This is a genomic window from Clostridium sp. CF012 (assembly GCF_018861755.1).
In the GTDB taxonomy this organism is placed as follows: Bacteria; Bacillota; Clostridia; order Clostridiales; family Clostridiaceae; genus Clostridium_AD.
The window spans coordinates 142,931-164,391 of sequence record NZ_JAHLEF010000008.1 but is presented as its reverse complement, the minus strand read 5'-3'; the positions used below and the strand labels follow the sequence as shown (position 1 = coordinate 164,391).

Here is a 21,461-nt window from a genome sequence, read left to right as displayed (position 1 = left end):
TATGTGGGTGTCACTAGCCATTTATTACCACACCACCATTGACATGGATAGTTTCACCACTTATATAGGAAGCACCTTCGGAAGCTAAAAATACGTAAGTTTCAGCAAGTTCCACAGGTTGACCTGGCCTTCCCATGGGAGTTTTACTTCCAAATTTACCAACCTCACTGGCACTAAAGGATGCGGGTATAAGAGGCGTCCATATAGGGCCTGGAGCAACGGCATTAACACGTATTTTTTTACTTGCCAGGGAAAGAGCTAAAGAACGAGTAAATGTAACTATTGCTCCCTTAGTTGAGGAGTAATCAATTAGTGTTTTGTGGCCTTCATAGGCTGTAACTGAGGAAGTATTTATAATTGTAGCACCTTCTTTTAAATGAGGTAATGTAGCTTTCACCATATAAAACATGGAAAAGATATTGGTTTTAAAGGTTTTTTCTAGTTGCTCCACTGTAATATCTTCAATACTATTTTGAGGATGTTGCTCTGCAGCGTTGTTCACAAGGATGTCTATTTTACCAAGCTCACTTATTGTTTTATTAACAGCCTCATTGCAAAAAGTGTCTTTTCCTATATCCCCAGGGATTAAAATACACTTTCTGCCCTTTATTTCAATAAGTTTTTTTGTACCTTCTGCATCCTCATGCTCATCAAGATATACTATGGCAATATCTGCGCCTTCTCTGGCATAAGACAAAGCAACTGCTTTTCCAATTCCACTATCTCCACCTGTAATTAAGGCAACTTTATTCATTAATTTGCCAGAGCCTATACAATTTGCATTTTCAAAAATAGGCTTTGGATTCATAAGTGACTCGAGTCCTGGTTGTTTATCTTGTTTTTGCTCAGGTACTGTCATAGGATAATTAAAATTTTCATTCATAAGAGTAGCTCCTTCTTTTAATAAAATATATTTTGTAAACATAGTTTATGATAAATCATCATTTATATTCACTTCAGCTACAATCTATACAATCCACTATAAGAATAGAAGAATAGCAAGAAGAGCGAAAATATGTTATAATTAGAAAGTGTGAGTACAATGAACATTTAAATTAAAATAAATATAAAATTGAAGTTGATATAAGTGAAACAAATTTATTTATACATAAAGACATATAAAGTCAAAGTTAAAATGAAGATTAATCAGCCTAAATATACTCATATCACTAATAAATGGTGGTTTCTTAGATGCAATATAATCATGTAAGAAAGTTGTTGTTTCCAATTTTCAAGAAGATTCATAATAGGATATCAGTGATTTGCGACATTTAAAGTTCAAGACAGCCACTTCCAAAGGAGAAAATAATGTTATTCGAAAACTTAAATCTCATTACGCCAATAAAAAAAGCACTAGTAACTGAAGGCTACGTAGAAGCTACACCTATACAGGAAGCAGCAATTCCTAGTATATTGAAAGGTAGAGACTTTCTAGGTTGTGCTCAAACAGGTACCGGAAAGACGGCAGCTTTTGCTATTCCTATACTTCAAATTCTTTGTGGAAAGCAAAAGGTTATAAAAGGACCTAAAAATATAAAGGCCCTAATCCTGGCACCAACTAGGGAACTAGCAATCCAAATTGGAGAAAGCTTTGATGCCTACAGCACACATATGAATCTGACTAGTGCAGTTATTTTCGGAGGTGTATCACAAAAAAATCAAACTGATGCACTAAGAGGCGGAGTAGATATTTTAATTGCAACTACCGGTAGATTACTTGATTTAATGCAACAGAAATTTATAAACATACATCATGTGGAAATGTTTGTACTTGATGAGGCAGACCGTATGCTTGATATGGGCTTCTTGCGCGACGTAAAAAAAGTTATAGCGCAACTACCTAAAATCAGGCAAACCATGCTATTTTCAGCAACTATGCCACCAGAAATCTCAAAACTAGTGGATTCTATTCTTGTGGATCCAGTAAGGGTAGCGGTGACACCTGTTTCCTCGACTATTGAACTTATTAATCAATCAGTGTATTTTGTAGATAAAAAAGATAAAAAACCTCTACTTATTCATTTACTACAAGATAAGTCCATAGCCTCTGCTTTGGTATTCTCAAGAACAAAGCATGGTGCAAATAAAATCACTAAAGACCTTAACAATTCAGGTATAGAAGCTCAAGCTATTCACGGAAATAAATCACAAAGTGCTAGGCAACTTGCCTTAAATAATTTCAAGGCTGGTATTACAAGAGTACTCGTGGCAACAGATATAGCAGCAAGAGGTATCGATGTTGAGGAATTATCTCATGTAATCAATTTTGATTTGCCAAATATACCAGAGACCTATGTACATAGAATAGGGAGAACTGGCAGGGCAGGACTTGGTGGAGTTGCATTATCCTTTTGTGATGACGAAGAAAAGCCATTTCTTAAAGATATTCAGAAGCTTATTGCAAAATCAATACCAGTAATAGAAGAGCATCCTTATCCTGCAAGCAATTTACCAATAGTTGTTAGTAATGATAACACAAAAAAAGCTTCAACTGCAAAGTCAGGAGCAAACGGTTATGCTAGGAGAAATGAAAGAAATCACTCAGCAAGACAACAACCTAGAAACGCTAGAGCAACAACTAGAGCCGCAAAATAAAATAATAAAAATGCATAAAGCCAATGATTATTTTAAATAATCATTGGCTTTACTAATCCATATTTTAAATTACATATGGATTTACTTAGTAATCTCCGTTTTTAGCCTTAGCAATACTGCCTACGCTTAAAACTATAAATCTATTGATTAACATAACTAACATCTCCCCACTATGTGATTAATGTTGGCTAGTTGACTACAGTAATAGTATATCCGAGGCTTAAAAATATATACATAAAATTAAAACAAAATTTATATTTTAAATTAGCAATTTCTATGGCTTTAGAACTTTGCAGAAATTTCACAAATATGGTAAAATACATTTATGAATTATTGGCTTTAAAATGGAAAAGAGGTAGTAACAATGATGGTAGATGATAATGAAACTTACAATGCTACTGTAATGGAATTTCAATTAAGCAGCGATATTTTAGAAGAGATGAAATGTGAAGTTCAAAATTTAACTAAATCTAGAAATGCTATATGTAATCTTTTAAAGATACCTGTATTTGACACTGAAGCTTTAGATGGATATAAGAAAGAGTTTATTAGAAATATAGATATAAATAAATCAAAGATAAAAGACTCCGAGAAAAAACAAATAGAGCTAAAAAATAAAATCAAACATTGCAAGCAGGAGATTAAGCTGATTAAGCTCCATATGAATAAATTAGAAAATAAAATAGTACAAGAGAGAGCGCAAAGTAAAGAGTATAATGAAGCTCTTCGGATTTTTCTAAAAAGTGAAAAATTTAAATTTATTAAGAAAATATTTTTAAGAAGCTATAGAAGAGTATTTTTGACATATTCTAATGAATTGAGTATAAAAACTAAAATTATACAATGTAATAATAGAAAAGGAACAATCAGGCAGGATATGCAATATGATAACAATAATATAGAAAAATATAAAAGAAAGATAATCGTGGATAAAGTATCCTTAGCTAAAATGCGAAAAAACATTGTAAATATGGAAAAGGGGATCGACATTTTTCTTATAAGGCTTCACAGTTTGGGGGAATATAAAGAAATTGAAAAGAAGTTTAGACTAGAATTACAATATTACGAAAAAATGAGGTATCTAAAAAAAAATAACTAGTCTAATTGCTAGTTTATTTTTTTAGATGCCTAATATATAGTTTTCTATTTTAATGCCATTTCAAATACTTTACTAACAATATTCTTAGAGGCGGCTCCTTCGTGAACTTTTACACCATCTACATAATAGGTAGGTACATAGTAGTAAGTGTATTGTTTTGCTATATCAGGTTGAAGTTCTTCATCAATTATTTTAATTTCAATATCAGCGTATTCTGGGTTTTGTTTTTTTATATCATCCATCCAAGTAAGTGCCTTTTTGCAATATGGACACCATTCAGTTACAAACATCATTACTGGTTTCATTTAATATCACCACCAAACTTTCAAATTAATATATATATTAATAGTATACACTATTTTTCTCATTCTTCAGCTATTATAATAATAATTATTTATAGAAATCAGTTAAATGATTTGATATAATGAAATAGTTAAAAATAAATAAAAGAAATAAAGGAGCATCTTGAATGCAAACAGTTAAACAGTTATTTCAGAGAGAAACAGTAATAAAAATAATATTATTAGCTACCTTAGTGTTATTTGCATATTTAATAAGATCCATTATCAATTTAGTTTTATTAACTTTTATGATTACATATTTAGCAAATAGTTTACAATGTTTATTAGTTAAGCAAATGAACAAAGTTATAAAAGTAAATCCAACTATTATTACTATAATTATATATATGTTTATGGCAGTAACTATAGTTCTTCTATTAGTTAAGTATATACCTATTGCTATTTCAGAAAGTATATTTATCCTAGATAAAATGGAGTATATTAAATTTCCAAAGACTACTAGTGGGATAATGGTTTATTTCACACCCATATTAGAGCAAATTGACATAGCCAGTTATGCAAAATCTGGTATCCAAAGTATTATGCTTTTTGTAACTGATTTTGGGAAATGGAGTTTGAATTTTTTTATGGCACTTTTAATAAGCTTCATATTTATATTAGAGAAAGACAGTATCTTAAAATTTGTATATAAATTTAAACATAGCAAAATATCAGTGGAATATAACTACATTAGCTATTTTGGTACTAACTTTTTAAATTCTTTCGGTAAAGTAATACAGGCTCAAATAATGATAGCTATTACAAACACGGTATTATCAATTATTGGACTTACTATAATGGGATTTCCTCAATTACTAGCACTTGCATTTATGATATTTATTTTAAGTCTTGTACCAGTAGCTGGAGTATTTATTTCATTAATCCCACTATGTTTAATTGCATTTAAAATAGGTGGATTAATTAAAGTAGTTTTTGTGCTCATCATGATTTTTTTAATTCATGCTATTGAAAGTTATGTTTTGAACCCGAAGCTTATGTCTGACACCACCCATCTTCCAATATTTTTTACGTTTGTTACATTAATAGTGTCAGAACACTTTATGGGCATTTGGGGACTACTTCTTGGAATACCAATATTTATATTCTTATTAGATATAATTGGAGTGGATTTGAGCGAAAAAAAATCACGTTAAAAGAATTGAATTTAATATAAGGGAAAGTAAATTTATGTCTCATATTGCAGGGAACTCATTATATGAAAGTTTGGAACAAAGAATAAAATTAGGGATAGTATAAAAAATGGTTTTAAGGAAGGCAGTGATTTTGTGACAACAGAAAATATGGAATCTATATTAAAATGTCCTGTTTGTAATTTGTGTCTAAAAAAACATGAAAAGCAATATATATGTACAAATAATCATAATTACGATATAGCAAGCATTGGATATATTAATCTTTTGCTAGCTAACCAAAAGAACACAAAAGAACCAGGAGACAGTAAAGAAATGATGGAAGGTCGTAGAGACTTTTTAAATAAAGGATATTATCACATCTTTTCTGAAAAATTGAATGAGATAATAATATCAAATATAAGTGGAAATACTGTAAATATACTTGATGCTGGTTGTGGAGAAGGGTACTTTTTATGTAGGTTAAAGGAAGCTATTTATGAAAGTGAATCTAACCACACTCAAAATAGTAAAATCAATTTTTTCGGTGTAGATATTTCAAAAGCCGCAGTTACTTATGCTACTAAAAGAGATAAAAAAATCAACTTTATTGTTGGAAGTAATTTCAACTTACCTATAATGACAAATACCATAGATATTATTATTAGAAACTTTGCACCATCTGATGAGACAGAGCTTAAGAGGGTTCTAGTGGATAATGGCAAGCTAATTGTTATAACACCTGGCATTCAACATTTATATGGATTAAAAGAAATATTATATGTAAACCCTAGAAAACATGAGGAAAAAGAAATTTCCTTTGAGGGCTTTAAGTTAATTGACAGAGCAGAAGTTAAGTACGATATTCATGTAGATGATGGGGACAATGTAAGGAATCTTATTTCAATGACTCCTTACTATTGGACTTTTGATAATTGTATGAGAGAAAAAGCGAGTGGCACTTCTAAACTTTCGACTCTGCTCCATTTTAATATTAATGTATATGAAAAGTGTTAATAATATACTTAAGTGCATTAGCATATTATATTAATTAGGGGGAAATCATGAATCTTAAAAAAGACGACTTCTTAAGCAAAACTCATATTGATGAAGATGATATTATTAAAAATGAAATTGATTGGGCGGTATTAAATGAAATATATACTGACTTTGATAGCTATAGGAGTAGTTATGAAAGTCAGGCTGGATTTATAGCAGATACACTAAGAACACATAAAAAAATACATTCAGTAAAGTCTAGAGTTAAAGAACCAGATAGGTTAATAGAAAAGATAATTAGAAAAACGCCTGGACGAAAAGAAAAGTATGGCTTAGAATTTCAATTTTCCATCGACAACTATAAAGAAGAAATAAATGATTTAATAGGGGTTAGAGCAATACATATTTTTAAAGAAGATTGGGAAGAAATACATAATTTTATTTATAATACTTGGAAAGTAATTGAAATAACTGCTAATGTTCGTGAAGGCGATGATACTAAAAGGTTTGATGAACTTAATATTCAAATTCATTCTAGAAAATCAGGATACCGTTCTGTACACTATTTGATAGAATTTTTCCCCACCAGTCAAAAGGTTATAGCAGAGATTCAGGTGAGAACAATCTTTGAGGAAGGCTATGGTGAAATTGACCATCAGCTAAGATATTCTCATAATAAAATTCCAGAAGTGCTTGCACTTAATTTATTACTATTTAATCGTATAGCAGGTAGTTCCGATGAAATGGCTTCTCTAATAAATCTACTAAATAAAAATTGGACTGAAATGGAAGAAAAATATGAAAAGATAATTGAGATAAAGGACAAGGAAATAAAGGAGCTTAAAGGAGAAAACTAAATTTAAAAAAGAAGGAGGTTTGTAATGAAAAAAATATTTAATGCAATAGTAAAAGGCATTGTGAGCAGTATTAATAGATTTCCACAAACGATTGGTATATCAACGGCCTGTGTTATACTTCTTATCTATATATCAGAAATAGCACCACAAGCAAATGGCGATTTTATTGAAACTCTTGGTAGAATAACTATGGTACTTGCCCTTGGGGTTCCACTTTCACTGTGTATTAATCTTTACTTTGAAGGATTAGAGAAGTGCAAAAAGGTCTCCCTATATGTGTCTTATTTAGGAGGTACTGTTTTACTAATCATTTATTATTACCTCTTCCTAAAGGAGATTGGGATGATAAGGATGGTTGCAATGTCAAGATATATTGCATTTAGCCTTATTCTTTATTTGATTTTTCTTATAATATCATATCTCCCAGACCGCCCGGACTTTGAGATTTTTGTTGTAAGGGTTTTCACTAGATTTTTTACTACAGTTTTATACTCCTTAGTTTTATATCTTGGGCTTTCGGCAATTCTTTTTACAATTGATAAACTTCTAGGAATTAATATAAAAGGTGAACTTTACTATTACACTTTCCTTATTGTTGCTGGTACATTTGCACCATCATTTTTTCTTGCAGGGATTCCTACAAAAAATGAAAAGTTAACTTTAAACGACTACTCTCGTCTTTTGAATGTACTTGTGCTATATATAATAATGCCACTTATTTCAGTATATACAATAATCCTATATATATATTTTGGAAAGATAATCATTACAAGACAGTGGCCAGAAGGACTTGTATCTAATCTCGTGCTTTGGTATTCTGTGATAAGTGCAGCGGTTTTATTTTTCATATCGCCATTACTCAATGAAAAGACCTGGACTAAAAAGTATATGAAGTATTTCCCAAAGGCAATCCTCCCACTAATAGTCATGATGTTTATTTCTATAGGAATAAGAATTAACGCATATGGTGTAACTGAAAATAGATACTTTGTTGTAGCACTTGGTATATGGGTATTTTTAATTATGATTTACTTTGCGGCTACAAAAAAACTAAGAAATATACTCCTCCCACTATCCCTAGTAGCAATAACTACTATATCTGTATTTGGTCCTTTTAGTAGTTATTCAGTTTCAAAATACAGCCAAAATAAGAGGCTAGATAAGATATTTATTGCAAACCATATGATTAAAGATAGCAGTGTAATTAAAGCAAGTGCTGCGGTTTCTAACGAGGATTCTAGGCAGATATCCAGTATTCTTAATTACTTTCAAAGAAATCACAGTCTAAAAGATGTCAAAAGCTTGCCACAGGACTTTAAAAATTCTGATATGGAAAGAGTTTTAGGCGTAAAATATACAGATGAATATAATACAGGCAACAATGGATATTTTTATTTTAATTCATCAGGTCCATTAAAACCAATTGATATACGAGGATATGACTATTTCTTTGATTCAAGAACTAATGGACAGCAGGTTAGTAACACAAGCTTTAGCATAGATTTTGATTATAAATCAAGCACATTAGAAATAACTCAAGATGCTAAAGCTATTTATAAAAAGAATTTGCAGGATTTCACAAATTTATTGATGGACAAATATGGTAGTAACCAAGATCAGAAAAATATTCCTTCAGAGGAAATGTCTTTTGAAGATGAAAATGGCAAAGTAAAAATTAAGATTCAATTCTCTAGTATATCTGGAAATAAGAATAATTCAAGTGGTAAAATAGAATCGAAGAATTTTGAATTTTATGTTCTTGTGAAATTAGAATAACAATAAGGGGGAACTTATATGAAGTTTTATATTCGAGAAAAAATATTTTCTATAGGTGATAAGTTTAGCATTCAAGACGTTTCAGGTAATGATGTGTTCAATGTAGAAGGAAAGGTTTTTTCCATAGGAAATAAGCTTAAAATTTACGATATGGGTAATAATGAAATTGTCTATATTGAGCAAAAGTTATTTAAGCTACTCCCGGAATACAATATATACTTAAATGGAAACTATGCTGCAAGAGTGAAAAAAGAATTTACTTTCTTTAGCAATAGGTTTGATATAGATAGCAATATGGGTGATTACGAGATTGAAGGGGATTTTTTTGCTCATGACTTTTCAATTACAAAAAATGGTATCTCTATAGCGGAAGTAAACAAAAAATGGTTATCTTGGGGAGATACTTATGAGATTAATATCAATGAACAAGAAAATCATGCATTTATATTAGCAATGGTAATTGTAGTAGATCAAGTACTACATGATAACAAAAACAAAAATAATGGATAAATGCTACTAAAATATTGAATTATCTAATAAAATTTTATTAATTTATGTATAATGATTTATTCATGCTCTTTAAGATGTTATAATGTATTAGATAAATAAGAGATTAGAGGTGCATATATGACTAATGATGAGATATATAAACGTATAATGATTATGGCTAGTGTTAAAGCTGCAAAAAGCTTTGTTAAAACTTGTGAGATAAGTAAGGGTGATTTAGGTAAGCTTTGCAAGAGATATAACATATTTGTAGAAGGTAAAGCTACTAAGGAAGATATAATTGATAGATTTGTAAATGAGACACTTGGCATAAAATTAAGGAATAAGGTAATCAATAAATACAATATTAGATAAGAATTATTTATTTACTAAGAGCGATTTAATATAGGGAGAATGATACATTTATATTGTATCATTTTCCCTATATTTTGGTTATAATGATAAATAGAAAGCTAGCAGGAGCAAGAATTATTGTGTACTTATAAGGAATAATGAATAAGGAGGCTAGAAAATGATTTATGATTTTAATGAAATTGTTAATAGGTTTAATACAGAATCTATTAAGTGGGACATAGTTAAAGAAAAATTTGGAGATAGTGATGTAATCCCAATGTGGGTAGCAGACATGGACTTTGAAGTAGCAAAACCTATATCAGAAGCAATAAGGAAGAGGGCTTGTCATGAGATATATGGGTACACTTTAAAAGGTGAATCATATTATAAAGCGGTAATTAATTGGATGGATAAGCAGCATAATTGGAACATAGAAAAAGAATGGATAATTTATACTCCAGGAATAGTCCCCGCTCTAAATTATATAATTAGAACTTATGCAAATTCAGGAGATGAAATTATAATCCAAACACCAGTTTACCATCCTTTTTATAGTTCTGTAAAAAACAATGGTTGTATAATTGTTGAAAATCCACTAATTTATGAAAAAGGCTGTTATAAAATGGATTTTGAAGATTTAAAGGAAAAAATCACTAATAGAACAAAAATGCTTATATTATGTAATCCACATAATCCTGTAGGCAGAGTATGGTCTAGATCGGAACTTATAGAACTTGGACAAATATGTATAGATAACAATATCCTTGTAATATCTGATGAAATTCATTTTGATCTTATTTACAAGGGAAATGAGCATACTGTATTTGCTTCCATATCAAAAGAATTTGCTGAGAACTCTGTTATATGTACGGCCCCAAGTAAGACTTTTAATATGGCAGGTCTTCAAGTATCAAATATAATTATTCCCAATGAAAAGTTAAGGAATTTGTACAAAATCACTTTAGAGAATAATGCTTCAACTGAAATAAACTCTTTTGCAACTGTAGCGTTAGAAGCCGCCTATAATGAAGGTGACGAGTGGCTCCAGCAATTAATGCAATACTTAGAAGAAAACTTAAATTTCCTAATGGCATATATTAAAGAGCGTATACCTAAACTTAAAGTAATAATACCAGAGGGCACATATCTTGTATGGATTGACTGCGCAGCACTCAATATGTCCTCACAGGAGCTCCAAGATTTTTTTGTAAAAAGTGTTAAAGTAGGATTTAATGATGGAATATTATTTGGGATAGAGGGCGCTATGTTTCAAAGAATTAATATCGCATGTGCTAGAAGTGTATTAGAAGAAGCCCTTGGAAGAGTGGAAAAATCAGTTAATAAATTCTTTTATAAAGATCATTGACTTTTATATTGTTTTTCTTAGCCATGGATTTACATCCTGCATTTCCAGCAGATTTAAATATATAAAGGCTTATAGTAGGTTTAACTAAAGCCTTTATTTTATTGTATATTTGAAGGTATTATTTTATAATTTTAAATTCATATCCATTTGTTTTTAGATAGTCTATAATTTCAGGTAATGCTTTTGAAGTCTCTTCCTTACCATAGGTATCGTGCATTAATACTACTATCTTTTCTTGTGTACCTACAGATTGTTTAAATGCCTCTACTAATTCGGGTGCAGTTTTCTTTTCACCCTCAGCATCGAAAATATATGCATTCCAATCTATACTATACAGGTCTTTTTCTTTTAACTTAGCATTCAATTCAATCAAACTAGGATCCTTGTAATACAATCTAGACATATAACCACCTGGCATTCTTATTGCTCGGGCATTAAAAGCTTGTCCTAAAATATCTTTTAAGATATTGTTATTTTTTTCGAGTTCAGTCATAAAAGCATTTACATCAAGTTTGTTATGAGGATATAGTCTTTTCATTTCATGACTATAACTATGATTTCCTATAGCATGTCCTTCTTCGAAGATTCTTTTTATAAGATCCTTACTTGAATTATTAGATTCTATAAGTTTTCCAACAGTAAAGAAGGTTGCTTTTATGTTATTATTTTTCAATACATCTAATATTTGGGGTGTTACAGTAGTAGACGGACCATCATCAAAAGTAAGAAATGCTATTTTTTTACCATCTTTCTCTCCTTTGTAGTCAGCTATAGCCGATATTTTTTGTATATCATAAGCATCAACATGTGAAGTATCATTGGCTTTAGTACTTAAATCTTTAGCTTTCTTATATTCTTTAGCTTTTTCCTTTATTTCCTGTGCCTTAGCCTGTAATACCTGATTTTCCTTGGCTTGAACATCCGCTTTAGAAAAATATGTATAGCCTGTAAAAACTAAACTGCATAATACAATAAAAAATACTATAATTACAGTGTTTCTTATTGTATTAAATTTATTCCTCTTTCTTCTCATAATTTTTATCTCCTTTGTTATATTTAAACATTAATTTTAATACTTTAACTCTTGCCCTAAGATCTAGCTTATTATCAGAGGTCCAGGATACTTCATCGGTAGTTCTTGTATATAATACCTTAATTCCGTCCCTTTCCAAAAGTGCGCCTACTTTAAGAGCAATTTTTAATGTTACATTCTTTTCAAAAATATTTGATGAGTTTTTAGCACCGATATCATATCCGCCATGGCCCGCATCAATACAAACTGTAAAATTAGAAATATTAATAGGTTGTAATGAATAAGAATAAAAAGAGTGCTTTTATACTTATTTTCAACAAATTTTTTTCAAAGATTTTCACCTTCTTTCTACATTGTTTTTGCTTTTTATCGTTTATCTGATATATTTAATTATAATAGGAGAATATATCAGAAGTTTTTAATAGTTGTAAAGTATATGTAAAGAAAAGAATTATCTAGTTCTAAAAAAATACTCACTTTTAACAAAATAAGATTTTGTTAAAAGTGAGTATTATAATTTTCTTCCATTTGTTTATTCTTTTACCAACTAGGATTAGATTGAATTACCTCCATTACTCCTATTGAGAAACTGTATATTTTTTTAGTGCTTCCATCAATAACAATCATTACTTTATTACTAGCTACGTCAGCATCCTCGTATAGTAAACTGTATCCAACTTCCGATTTTACGCTTTTCGGATTTTGATTAACTAACTTTATATTTTTAATATTACCAATATTATTTTTTAGAATAAATTCTTTTGCTATTTTTTTTGCTTCGTTTATATCAATTATATCAATACTACTGTTTGAAGAAGATATAACCTTAGTATCATAACTGCTAAAATATATACATTCTCCTGTTTTTGAATCTATTTTCATAGAAAAGTATGCGTAATTTGTATCTTGTGCTTGCTTTTCTACTCTTGTAAAAAAGTCTACCGCATAAAAACCGTTTTCTAACACAGATTTACTATATTCCAATTGCGTTTTTGAATAACTACTTGGATTTATCGGCCCTAACTCTTTTTTTAACATTGATGAATTAATGAACTGAACGTCACTCCCAACCTCTGTCAGGTAAAGTTTCACATTAAAATATTTTTCTAAAATTTCTAGAGCTTTTAATTTTGCTCCTTCATCTGTTAAGATTTTTTTCCCATTCGCAACATCTGAAGTAGATATAGTATTTTTATCAAGCTTTACAACTACCAGTTGATTTTTTTTTATGTTACTAAAATCACCACAGGAAGTTAAAAAAATACTCGAAATCAATAATATGAGAAGTATTATTTTATGCTTCATTGAAGGAGTCACCACCTTTACAATTATTAAATATTAATTTAATTGATGTTCCCTTATCTATTTCACTTTCAACTACAAAGCATCCACTATGAATATCCAATATCTTTTTACATATTGATAAACCTAATCCGGCACCATTACTTGCCCTAGTTCTTGCTTTATCAACCATATAGAAGGGTTCAAAGATCTTATCTATATGATCCTTAGCAATCCCTATGCCATGATCTTTTATTTCAACTTCATATTTATATTTGTTAATACCAATGTTAATTTCTGATTTAACCTTGGAAGCTTTTATAGCATTGTCTATAAGATTGGATAGTAATACCTTCATTAAATCACGTTGCATCATCATTTCAAAATCATTATCCTCTATTACTAAGTTTATGTTTTTTTCAATGAGTTTTGGAAGCAATGACCCTTTTACTTCAAGAGCAATGTTTTTTATGCTTTCATTTTGTAGCTTAAACTCTTCTTTTCTTAATAGTATTAAGTCCATTAGCCTAAAAGATAATTCCTCTAAACGCTTTCCTTCTCTGTATATATAACCAAGACCGTCTATGAAAATTTCCTCGTTATATTTGGTGGTACGAAGTAAATTTGCATACCCTATTATAGAAGTTAATGGTGTTTTTAATTCATGGGCCAAGTTATCGATAAACCTCTGTTTTTCACTATTATTTCTTTCTAATTCATTTATTTTTTCATCAACAACCTCAGCCATTATATTGAAATTCTCTGCCAGCTCAGCAAATTCATCCCTAGATTTTATTGCTACCTTTTCTGAAAAGTTTCCTTTAACTATTCTTTTAGTAGCTCCTATAAGATTCAGGATTGGTTTTGTTATATATTTACTTGCGAAATACATAAACACCATGAAAACTAAAGATACTGCTACGTCCAGTTTAAAAAAGAAAACATACTGATTTTTTCTTCCTTCATAAATTCCTGATATATTTCGTGAATAAGTAAATTTATAGGATTTATTGTTTATATTTATCAAGTTTGATATGAATATATAGGATTTATCATCTATATCCTTTATTATATATTGTCTTTTATCTGGTTGAAGTGATTTGATTTCTTCTCTTTTAGAAGGCATTTTAAAATTTATATTACTAAATACACTCTTATTTTTTGCATCTAAAATCTCTACATAAACATTTTTATCATTGTATTCTTTATAATAATCATTGATGGCATTAGATAAAATTTCATCATCAGAGCTGATATTACGGGAATACCTTCTTAAAGTGCCGTACACAGGAATACTTAAACTCACCCCTGAATAAATACTTAAATGCTCACTTAAACATCTATCTACTTCTCTTTTTAATGTTTCGTTATGAATCTTTTCTATTATTAAAATTCCTGCAAAGTTAAATGTTAAAATAAATAAAGTCAAAAATAAAATATATACTCTTTGCCAAAATTTCATCTATTATTCCTCCAACCTATATCCAATTTTATAAACCGTCTTAATATTATCATTTAGGTCTAATTTTTTTCTAATTGAACCTATGTGCATATCAACAGTCCTAGTTCCTCCAAAGTAATCAAATTTCCATACTTTTTCTAACAGTGTATCTCTAGTTAAGGCTATATTTTTATTTTTCACTAATATACATAATAGCTCAAATTCCTTAAGAGTTAAATCAACTATTTGACCACTCTTTTTTACTATTCTCTCTTTTAAATATATTTTAATATCTTTAAATTCCAAAGCGTCATTAGCTTTTCCATATCTTCTAAGAACAGTTTCAATTCTTGCTAACAGTTCTAGAGACTCAAAGGGCTTTACAATATAATCTTCTGCTCCTGATTTTAATCCAGTTACTTTATCAATAACTGAGTTTTTAGCGGTAAGAAATATAACAGGAATATCTAAGTATCTTATTTTATCCATTATAGTAAAACCATCAGCACTTGGAAGCATAACATCCAGTAGTATTAAATCAAAAGGTTCATTTTCAATTATATTAATTGCTTCTAAGCCATCATAAACTTCTTTAGTTTCATAATTTGCTATATTTAAATTTAATCTGATTAAGTTTGATATTGCTAAATCATCTTCTACTATTAGAATCTTTTGTTTCAAACATATCGCCTCCAGTAATATTATTGCTATATTTATTCAAAGCTATTAATATAAATAATTAGCATTTTTAATTATAAACTATTTATATATGAGAAGATTATCATAAATGTAAAGTTGTTGTAAAGTTTTAGATTCTTACCCAATAATGGAGCATGACTTGGACTTGCTATTTGTGCTGAAATCTTCAATCTTCATAAAGTAGAGTACTGATAAATAATAATTTTCACTGATCAATAATTGAATATTTTACTTAATATTCACTATCAAGAAAAAGAAGCATTGTTAATCCATACGAGATATGGTAACATAACCATAAGTTTCAGTTATTAGAAAGTGTATGAGGATAAATCATGTTTATTTCTACATAAGCAACTGAAATGTAATCTTATTAATAAATTTTAAGGAGGCTGTTTATGGATAAATATGTTTGTACAGTGTGCGGTTACATTTATGACCCAGCAGTAGGGGATGATGATGGTGGAATTAACCCAGGAACTAAGTTTTCAGATATACCTGAAGATTGGGTTTGCCCACTATGTGGAGTTAGTAAATCAGAGTTCGAAAAAGTAGAATAGTAATATAATTAAATCAGCCTAAAGATTTATATCTTTAGGCTGATTTGTTTTTTATCTATAGCTAGGTTTATTGCTCTACAACAATATCTTCAAATCTTACAATTCCTAGAGGATTTAGTCTTGCGCCTAATATACCAGCATTAGTAGCTACACCTACTTGAGGATGATATAAGAAAATCCATGGACTTTCATTAATAATTTCCTTTTGAATATCTTCATACACCTTAGTTCGCTTAACTGGATTTAATATTTCTTTAGCACTATTCATCATTTCTAGTACGTCATCATTTTTATATCCTGTAAAATCCGTATAATTTGTATGATTAAAATTAGGTTGAAGGAAATTATCAGCGTCACCAGTATCGGCAATCCATCTACTTATAAATAAATCACTATGAGGTATACTCGCAAAATACTTATCAGAGGCCACCTTTTCAACATTACACTCAATTCCTACTTTCTTTAAGTCTTCAAGGATGTATTGTGCAATTTTATTAAATACAGTATCAGGACTTCCATCTCTCATTAGTAATTTAAGTTTTAGCGAAGATCCTAATCTTTTTTTAGCTATTAAATCCTTAACCATAGTAGGATTGTAATCAAAAGCTGGTAAATACTTATTATCTATTATGCTAGGTGGGAAAGGACCCTTTGATTCTATGGCCATGCCACCTAAAACTTCTTTGATAATTCTTTTTCTGTCAATAGCATGATTTAATGCCCTTCTTATTTGTTCATCTTGAATCAGTGGAGAATTACTTTTTAAATTGAAGCCAGCATAATAAGTTCCCATAACATCCTTCATATTGATTGAGGAGGATTCTGAATTTTTCAAACTTTCCATAAGGGGTTTATTGTCTACTGTAATAAAATTATAATCTTTATTTAAAAACTTTTCTGCAGGATTTTCAGGGTTAAACTCAATGTTGATTTTGTCTGCATAAGGAGCACCACCAAAGTAATCCTTAAATGCTGTAAGAGTACAACCATCAGGTTTTACATCTTCTAAAATAAAGGGACCACAACCAACAATCTTGCCCTTTAAAATTTCTTCATTTGCTATAATAGAACAACAATATTGTCCAAGATTCAATAAAAACCCAGTGTAGGGAACTGTAAGCTTTAGAGAAATTCTATATTTATCTAATACTCTTATTCCAACAACTTCTTTAACACGCCCTTGAAGATATTCAGTAGCACCTTCTATGTTTTCAAGAAACCAACTATTTGGTGATTTCAATGCAGGGCTTAAAATCCTTTCATAGGAATATTTAATATCAGTAGCTGTTAGGTCACGTCCATTTTGAAACTTTACACCTTTTCTTAAATTAAAAACCCAAGTTAAATGATCTTCTTCTACATACCAGCTTTTTGCTATGCCTGGAGAAACATCACCAGAAGAACCAATGCTGAGTAGTGCCGCATGTGCATTTACAATTACTTGCCCACTTTCTTGATCAATGGCAAGGGCTGGATCAAATCCAAGTGGTACACCATGCAGACAGGTTCTTAAAATAGAGTCCTCTTTAGTAGTTGCAGGAATTTCTTGGAGCAATTTATCGGATATATATTTTAAATCCTCTGAAACCTCCCATAGAATATTAAGAGAAGTCTTTGTATATTGTGTATTTAACGAAGCAGATTCTACAACTGATAATAATTTCTCGGAGGTGTGATTCATTTCTTCTGTAGAGCTTATAACACTTTCTAAATTTTCTGTTTGACTTACTAGTGCTATATTTATTTCTGCAGTTACATCAGTGCTAGTTTGTACTGCATTAATAATATTTTGGAAAACAGACATAGTATTTTGCGCTATGTCACTTCCTTCCTTTACTTTATCAGTAGTCTTATCCATAGCAGCAATTGTATGAGCGATACTATCATTTATTTCATTTATGGTCTTTGAAATAAATCCAGCAGACTCCACACTTCTTTCTGCTAATTTTTTAACTTCTTGAGCTACTACAGTAAAACCTCTACCAGCCTCTCCAGCTCTTGCTGCCTCGATAGAAGCATTTAAAGAAAGCAGGTTTGTATGATTAGCTATATCTTTAATAACATTAAGCATCTCATTAATATGTGCAGACTTTGTGTTAAGATCCATGACAACAGACTTTGCGTCGCTTACAGAAGATTCTATTTCACTCATGGCTTTAATAGAATTATCTACGGCCTTACGGCCTTCTTCTGCTATTTCCATTGTTTGTTCCGCTATTTGCTTTGAATTCTCAGTGCTTGCTAGCACTTCCTCCGCTAATGCAGAATAATTAGTGATTTCATTTACCAATTTGTCAATGGAACTCATCTGCACTTCCACATATTGATTAATATTGTCGGTAATACCAATTAAATTTTCTGTAGCAAAACCGGTTTCATCAATTTTGTTACTTAATTTATTAACAATACATTTTTGATTATGTTTCAAAACTGCAAGTTTATTTTGAGATGGTAGACACTCCATTTTATCATTTATTATGTTATTTTCTATAGCTGTTTCACTAGAGCTTGATTTTCGTAGCTTCCATTTTAACATTCTAATCCCCCTAATAGTAAAAAAAGTTTTTTGAAATAATCAGATATATACATTATTAGACAAAATAATCAAAACGTCAATATAATTATTGAATAATATAAGGAATTATTTAACTAAAAGTGCAATTTCAAAGGTTCTATTAAAATTCCCCTTTGTACCACTTGTAAAAAGTCTTCTCTAGAAATATAAACTGCACCTAAACTTTCCAAATGATTTGTATGAACTTGGCAGTCAATTAAAACAAAACCCTTTTCCGCGAGTACCTTGGTAAGAGTAATAAATGCCGACTTTGAGGCATTATCCATAGTTGAAAACATGGATTCACCAAAAAAACATTTACCAATACTTACGCCGTATAATCCGCCAACCAGTTTATCTTCATACCAGGCCTCTACAGAATGAGCGAGGCCAAGTTCATGTAGCTTGCAGTAAGCTTCAATCATTTCATTTGTAATCCATGTGCCTTCTTCTTTTCTCATATTAGAACAATTGGATATAACGTCTCTAAAACAAGTATCAAAGGAAACTCTATAGGTATTCTTTTTAAGTATTTTTTTCATAGATTTAGAAATTTTAATATCCTTTGGATAAAGAACGAATCTTGGATTTGGTGACCACCAAAGTATGGGCTCCTCCTCTGAAAACCATGGAAATATTCCATTTGAGTAGGCAAGAAGTAATCTCTCGGGAGATAGGTCTCCTTCTAGGGCTAAAAGACCATCGTCCTCTGAAAGAGATGGGTCAGGAAATACTAAATCATTTGATAATCTATAAATAGGCATAATACACTCCTTTCAAAATCTACTAATATAAAAGTATTAATTCTAGCCTACGTGCCTTGCAACCGAACTCCTGATAAAGTTCATATCAGCATTATTAATGCTTTCATTTGAAGATTACTTAACAATATTAACAAAACCAATCAATCGTAATAATATTAAATTTTTCAACATAAATTCTATTAAAGGAAGGTGATTTTATGTTTTTTGATGAAACTATCTATAAAGAGTACAAGCATGTTATTACAAAAGCTTACGAGATCCATGATTATGAGGCTCTTAAAAGACTTGCTATGTAAAAAAAAATGTTCCTACAGACATATATAATATGTTTTTATTAGAAACATTGCAATGGCAACTTTGTATTCTAACTTCTAAAAGACTTGATTTTAAAGATTGTCATTTAGAGTTAATATGTAGAGTTTTATCGGAAACCATAGGACGACTAGAAAATGAAACTAAAGTAGGATTAGGTCAATGTTACTGATTCTGGAAAAGGTCTAGATAAATAAAATAAATCTAATGAATAAATACCCCCCTGTATGGACATAATTTACAAATAAGGAGGGGTAATATGAAAAATAGAAAGTTTTTATACACAATTTTAGCTACCCTATTAATCATTTTTTCCATTGCTAGCTACTCACTTACTGATTACATTAACAATCACAATTTAGTTTTACAAGCCTCTGGCAAAATTCCATTTTTAAAACTAATTACCAAAAACACTAGTGATAAATCTGTGACTGCTAGTTTGCCTGTGGTAGCTGAAGACACAAAATTTATTTTTAAAATTAAATATAAAGATATCGAAGTAAGAAATAAGGTATTAGAGAAACATTTTAATGGTTCAACTCTACTAAATAGCAAGACACAAGCGCAACTTGATGGAATCTTTAAAAGCCAAGGTTACACAGTTTCAAATATGAGTGATCATGAGATTATTTTTGTTAATAATAGTGATAGGTACAGTTATAGTGCGAATAGATATTATTTAGGTGTATATAATAACCTTGTAACAATTTATAAAACAGATAATAATGGTGATATAACGTCTCACAAAATATTTAATTCTAATGTATATGCAGAAGATGGAAAACAGCGGGAATATAATTTTGAGACAAATGACAGTGGAGAATTACAATATATAAAAATAGATGACTTAAAAGAAAAAGACGGGTTAGTAGAAGACCTAGTTCACGGTAGAAAATATACAAAAGATAGTGATGCCAGCCAGGCTGTAGAAGTTGATGAAGAATATGAGAGTGGGGAATTCAAAACTCCAGAAAAAGCTTTTGATTATGCTAGGGGTTTACTAAAATCTTAATAATTTTATGTAAAATAAAAAAAACTACTATAACCTTAAGAAAAATATATTTCTTAAGGTTATTTTACTTATTTATAAACATTTCCATTCTTAATTATTGAATTAATAGCGGTTAGGTGGTAAAGTATTATATAGTCGCTATTTTCTGAGGGAGATAATGATTTTTCGTTTTTTCCCAAAGAGGACGCTAGGAGGAATATTGTGTACGAATATATAAAAGGAATTTTTATAGGTATTAATAAAGACTATATTGTAGTAGATAATAATGGTATGGGGTTCAAAATATACACCTCCGGAAGTACTATGGCGAAGATGCCTAAAACAAGCGAGCAAGTGTTATTATATATAAAGCAAATTGTTAGAGAAGATTTTATTGGACTATACGGATTTCTAACAAAAGACGAGATAGAGATGTTTACCCTAGTAATGGGGGTAAATGGAGTTGGTGCAAAAGCTGGCTTATCACTACTTTCTATTTGTAGTGTACAAAGCCTAAGATATGCTATTGTATCAGGAGACGAAAAAACGCTGCAAAGAGCACCTGGAATAGGAAAGAAAATTGCTCAAAGAGTAATTCTAGAGCTTAGAGAAAAAATTCATATTGAGCAGTCTGAAGTTAATAATTTTTCACAGAACTCAGGTGGCGATTTAGTAGAGGATAGAAAACTTATGGAGGTTTTAGGAGCTCTTATGTCACTTGGATATTCTGAAAAGGAAGCTGAAAGAGCATTAAAAGCAAGCGATAACAAACTATCCCTTGAAAATATGATTAAAGATTGTTTGAAATACTTAATGAACTAAGGTG

21 protein-coding genes are annotated in these 21,461 nt (G+C 30.1%); 12 read left to right on the top strand and 9 right to left on the bottom strand.

The window, feature by feature from the left end; translation table 11 throughout:
* Nucleotides 1-13 precede the first annotated feature (13 nt).
* Complete coding sequence (locus KPL50_RS10365) at nucleotides 14-883, bottom strand: SDR family oxidoreductase (RefSeq protein ID WP_216298379.1); 870 nt, start codon at nucleotides 881-883, stop codon at nucleotides 14-16.
* Nucleotides 884-1,308: 425 nt separating this feature from the next.
* Between KPL50_RS10365 and KPL50_RS10360 the strand changes: the two genes are divergently transcribed.
* Nucleotides 1,309-2,595 (top strand): DEAD/DEAH box helicase, encoded by a 1,287-nt coding sequence (locus tag KPL50_RS10360; protein ID WP_216298378.1) that lies wholly within the window; start codon nucleotides 1,309-1,311, stop codon nucleotides 2,593-2,595.
* A gap of 364 nt (nucleotides 2,596-2,959) precedes the next feature.
* Nucleotides 2,960-3,694: a hypothetical protein gene (locus KPL50_RS10355; protein ID WP_216298377.1), complete on the top strand. Its 735-nt coding sequence runs from the start codon at nucleotides 2,960-2,962 to the stop codon at nucleotides 3,692-3,694.
* Between the two features lie 44 nt (nucleotides 3,695-3,738).
* On the opposite strand, the gene KPL50_RS10350 is transcribed toward KPL50_RS10355, so the two are convergent.
* The gene (locus KPL50_RS10350) at nucleotides 3,739-3,999 is read right to left on the bottom strand and encodes a glutaredoxin domain-containing protein (protein WP_216298376.1); all 261 of its coding nucleotides are present in this window, start codon (nucleotides 3,997-3,999) and stop codon (nucleotides 3,739-3,741) included.
* Between the two features lie 164 nt (nucleotides 4,000-4,163).
* On the opposite strand from KPL50_RS10350, the gene KPL50_RS10345 reads away from it, so the two are divergent.
* From KPL50_RS10345 to KPL50_RS10315, 7 genes are all read left to right on the top strand, one after another.
* Nucleotides 4,164-5,189 carry an AI-2E family transporter gene (locus KPL50_RS10345; RefSeq protein WP_216298375.1) on the top strand — a complete coding sequence of 342 codons (1,026 nt, stop codon included), beginning with the start codon at nucleotides 4,164-4,166 and terminating at the stop codon, nucleotides 5,187-5,189.
* Nucleotides 5,190-5,321: 132 nt separating this feature from the next.
* Nucleotides 5,322-6,182 carry a putative RNA methyltransferase gene (locus KPL50_RS10340; RefSeq protein ID WP_216298374.1) on the top strand — a complete coding sequence of 287 codons (861 nt, stop codon included), beginning with the start codon at nucleotides 5,322-5,324 and terminating at the stop codon, nucleotides 6,180-6,182.
* A gap of 47 nt (nucleotides 6,183-6,229) precedes the next feature.
* Complete coding sequence (locus tag KPL50_RS10335) at nucleotides 6,230-7,021, top strand: RelA/SpoT domain-containing protein (protein ID WP_253200556.1); 792 nt, start codon at nucleotides 6,230-6,232, stop codon at nucleotides 7,019-7,021.
* 24 nt (nucleotides 7,022-7,045) lie between these two features.
* On the top strand, nucleotides 7,046-8,797 hold the full coding sequence (locus KPL50_RS10330) for a DUF4153 domain-containing protein (RefSeq protein WP_216298373.1): 1,752 nt from the start codon (nucleotides 7,046-7,048) through the stop codon (nucleotides 8,795-8,797).
* Nucleotides 8,798-8,815: 18 nt separating this feature from the next.
* Entirely contained in the window at nucleotides 8,816-9,307 is a 492-nt protein-coding gene (locus KPL50_RS10325; protein WP_216298372.1) for an LURP-one-related/scramblase family protein, read from the top strand.
* Nucleotides 9,308-9,424: 117 nt separating this feature from the next.
* Complete coding sequence (locus tag KPL50_RS10320) at nucleotides 9,425-9,658, top strand: hypothetical protein (RefSeq protein ID WP_164955372.1); 234 nt, start codon at nucleotides 9,425-9,427, stop codon at nucleotides 9,656-9,658.
* Between the two features lie 157 nt (nucleotides 9,659-9,815).
* Nucleotides 9,816-11,003, top strand: coding sequence for a MalY/PatB family protein (locus KPL50_RS10315; protein ID WP_216298371.1), 1,188 nt, complete (start codon nucleotides 9,816-9,818; stop codon nucleotides 11,001-11,003).
* A gap of 118 nt (nucleotides 11,004-11,121) precedes the next feature.
* On the opposite strand, the gene KPL50_RS10310 is transcribed toward KPL50_RS10315, so the two are convergent.
* The 5 genes from KPL50_RS10310 to KPL50_RS10290 all read right to left on the bottom strand — a co-directional run bounded on the left by KPL50_RS10310 (nucleotide 11,122) and on the right by KPL50_RS10290 (nucleotide 15,439).
* Nucleotides 11,122-12,036, bottom strand: coding sequence for a polysaccharide deacetylase family protein (locus KPL50_RS10310; protein ID WP_216298370.1), 915 nt, complete (start codon nucleotides 12,034-12,036; stop codon nucleotides 11,122-11,124).
* Nucleotides 12,017-12,277 (bottom strand): N-acetylmuramoyl-L-alanine amidase, encoded by a 261-nt coding sequence (locus KPL50_RS10305; RefSeq protein ID WP_309245166.1) that lies wholly within the window; start codon nucleotides 12,275-12,277, stop codon nucleotides 12,017-12,019. Before KPL50_RS10305 ends, KPL50_RS10310 begins: the two co-directional genes overlap by 20 nt.
* Before the next feature lie 299 nt (nucleotides 12,278-12,576).
* Entirely contained in the window at nucleotides 12,577-13,341 is a 765-nt protein-coding gene (locus tag KPL50_RS10300; protein ID WP_216298369.1) for a YcdB/YcdC domain-containing protein, read from the bottom strand.
* The gene (locus tag KPL50_RS10295) at nucleotides 13,331-14,779 is read right to left on the bottom strand and encodes a HAMP domain-containing sensor histidine kinase (protein ID WP_216298368.1); all 1,449 of its coding nucleotides are present in this window, start codon (nucleotides 14,777-14,779) and stop codon (nucleotides 13,331-13,333) included. The genes KPL50_RS10300 and KPL50_RS10295 overlap by 11 nt, the downstream gene beginning before the upstream one ends.
* Nucleotides 14,780-14,782: 3 nt before the next feature.
* The gene (locus KPL50_RS10290; protein WP_216298367.1) at nucleotides 14,783-15,439 is read right to left on the bottom strand and encodes a response regulator transcription factor; all 657 of its coding nucleotides are present in this window, start codon (nucleotides 15,437-15,439) and stop codon (nucleotides 14,783-14,785) included.
* 413 nt (nucleotides 15,440-15,852) lie between these two features.
* On the opposite strand from KPL50_RS10290, the gene rd reads away from it, so the two are divergent.
* On the top strand, nucleotides 15,853-16,014 hold the full coding sequence (rd, locus tag KPL50_RS10285; protein WP_216298366.1) for a rubredoxin: 162 nt from the start codon (nucleotides 15,853-15,855) through the stop codon (nucleotides 16,012-16,014).
* A gap of 67 nt (nucleotides 16,015-16,081) precedes the next feature.
* Here rd and KPL50_RS10280 read toward each other — a convergent pair whose 3' ends face one another.
* The gene (locus KPL50_RS10280) at nucleotides 16,082-18,550 is read right to left on the bottom strand and encodes an ABC transporter substrate-binding protein (RefSeq protein ID WP_253200555.1); all 2,469 of its coding nucleotides are present in this window, start codon (nucleotides 18,548-18,550) and stop codon (nucleotides 16,082-16,084) included.
* Nucleotides 18,551-18,663: 113 nt separating this feature from the next.
* Nucleotides 18,664-19,332: a leucyl/phenylalanyl-tRNA--protein transferase gene (gene aat / locus KPL50_RS10275; protein WP_216298365.1), complete on the bottom strand. Its 669-nt coding sequence runs from the start codon at nucleotides 19,330-19,332 to the stop codon at nucleotides 18,664-18,666.
* Between the two features lie 571 nt (nucleotides 19,333-19,903).
* On the opposite strand from aat, the gene KPL50_RS10270 reads away from it, so the two are divergent.
* Nucleotides 19,904-20,656 carry a hypothetical protein gene (locus tag KPL50_RS10270; protein WP_216298364.1) on the top strand — a complete coding sequence of 251 codons (753 nt, stop codon included), beginning with the start codon at nucleotides 19,904-19,906 and terminating at the stop codon, nucleotides 20,654-20,656.
* 201 nt (nucleotides 20,657-20,857) lie between these two features.
* On the top strand, nucleotides 20,858-21,457 hold the full coding sequence (ruvA, locus tag KPL50_RS10265; RefSeq protein ID WP_216298363.1) for a Holliday junction branch migration protein RuvA: 600 nt from the start codon (nucleotides 20,858-20,860) through the stop codon (nucleotides 21,455-21,457).
* Nucleotides 21,458-21,461: the final 4 nt, after the last annotated feature.

Coding starts and splice junctions, on each gene's coding strand:
- KPL50_RS10365 (WP_216298379.1), bottom strand. CDS start 883: ATGAATGAAAATTTTAATTATCCTATGACAGTACCTGAGCAAAAACAA.
- KPL50_RS10360 (WP_216298378.1), top strand. CDS start 1,309: ATGTTATTCGAAAACTTAAATCTCATTACGCCAATAAAAAAAGCACTA.
- KPL50_RS10355 (WP_216298377.1), top strand. CDS start 2,960: ATGATGGTAGATGATAATGAAACTTACAATGCTACTGTAATGGAATTT.
- KPL50_RS10350 (WP_216298376.1), bottom strand. CDS start 3,999: ATGAAACCAGTAATGATGTTTGTAACTGAATGGTGTCCATATTGCAAA.
- KPL50_RS10345 (WP_216298375.1), top strand. CDS start 4,164: ATGCAAACAGTTAAACAGTTATTTCAGAGAGAAACAGTAATAAAAATA.
- KPL50_RS10335 (WP_253200556.1), top strand. CDS start 6,230: ATGAATCTTAAAAAAGACGACTTCTTAAGCAAAACTCATATTGATGAA.
- KPL50_RS10330 (WP_216298373.1), top strand. CDS start 7,046: ATGAAAAAAATATTTAATGCAATAGTAAAAGGCATTGTGAGCAGTATT.
- KPL50_RS10325 (WP_216298372.1), top strand. CDS start 8,816: ATGAAGTTTTATATTCGAGAAAAAATATTTTCTATAGGTGATAAGTTT.
- KPL50_RS10320 (WP_164955372.1), top strand. CDS start 9,425: ATGACTAATGATGAGATATATAAACGTATAATGATTATGGCTAGTGTT.
- KPL50_RS10315 (WP_216298371.1), top strand. CDS start 9,816: ATGATTTATGATTTTAATGAAATTGTTAATAGGTTTAATACAGAATCT.
- KPL50_RS10310 (WP_216298370.1), bottom strand. CDS start 12,036: ATGAGAAGAAAGAGGAATAAATTTAATACAATAAGAAACACTGTAATT.
- KPL50_RS10300 (WP_216298369.1), bottom strand. CDS start 13,341: ATGAAGCATAAAATAATACTTCTCATATTATTGATTTCGAGTATTTTT.
- KPL50_RS10295 (WP_216298368.1), bottom strand. CDS start 14,779: ATGAAATTTTGGCAAAGAGTATATATTTTATTTTTGACTTTATTTATT.
- rd (WP_216298366.1), top strand. CDS start 15,853: ATGGATAAATATGTTTGTACAGTGTGCGGTTACATTTATGACCCAGCA.
- KPL50_RS10280 (WP_253200555.1), bottom strand. CDS start 18,550: ATGTTAAAATGGAAGCTACGAAAATCAAGCTCTAGTGAAACAGCTATA.
- aat (WP_216298365.1), bottom strand. CDS start 19,332: ATGCCTATTTATAGATTATCAAATGATTTAGTATTTCCTGACCCATCT.
- KPL50_RS10270 (WP_216298364.1), top strand. CDS start 19,904: ATGAAAAATAGAAAGTTTTTATACACAATTTTAGCTACCCTATTAATC.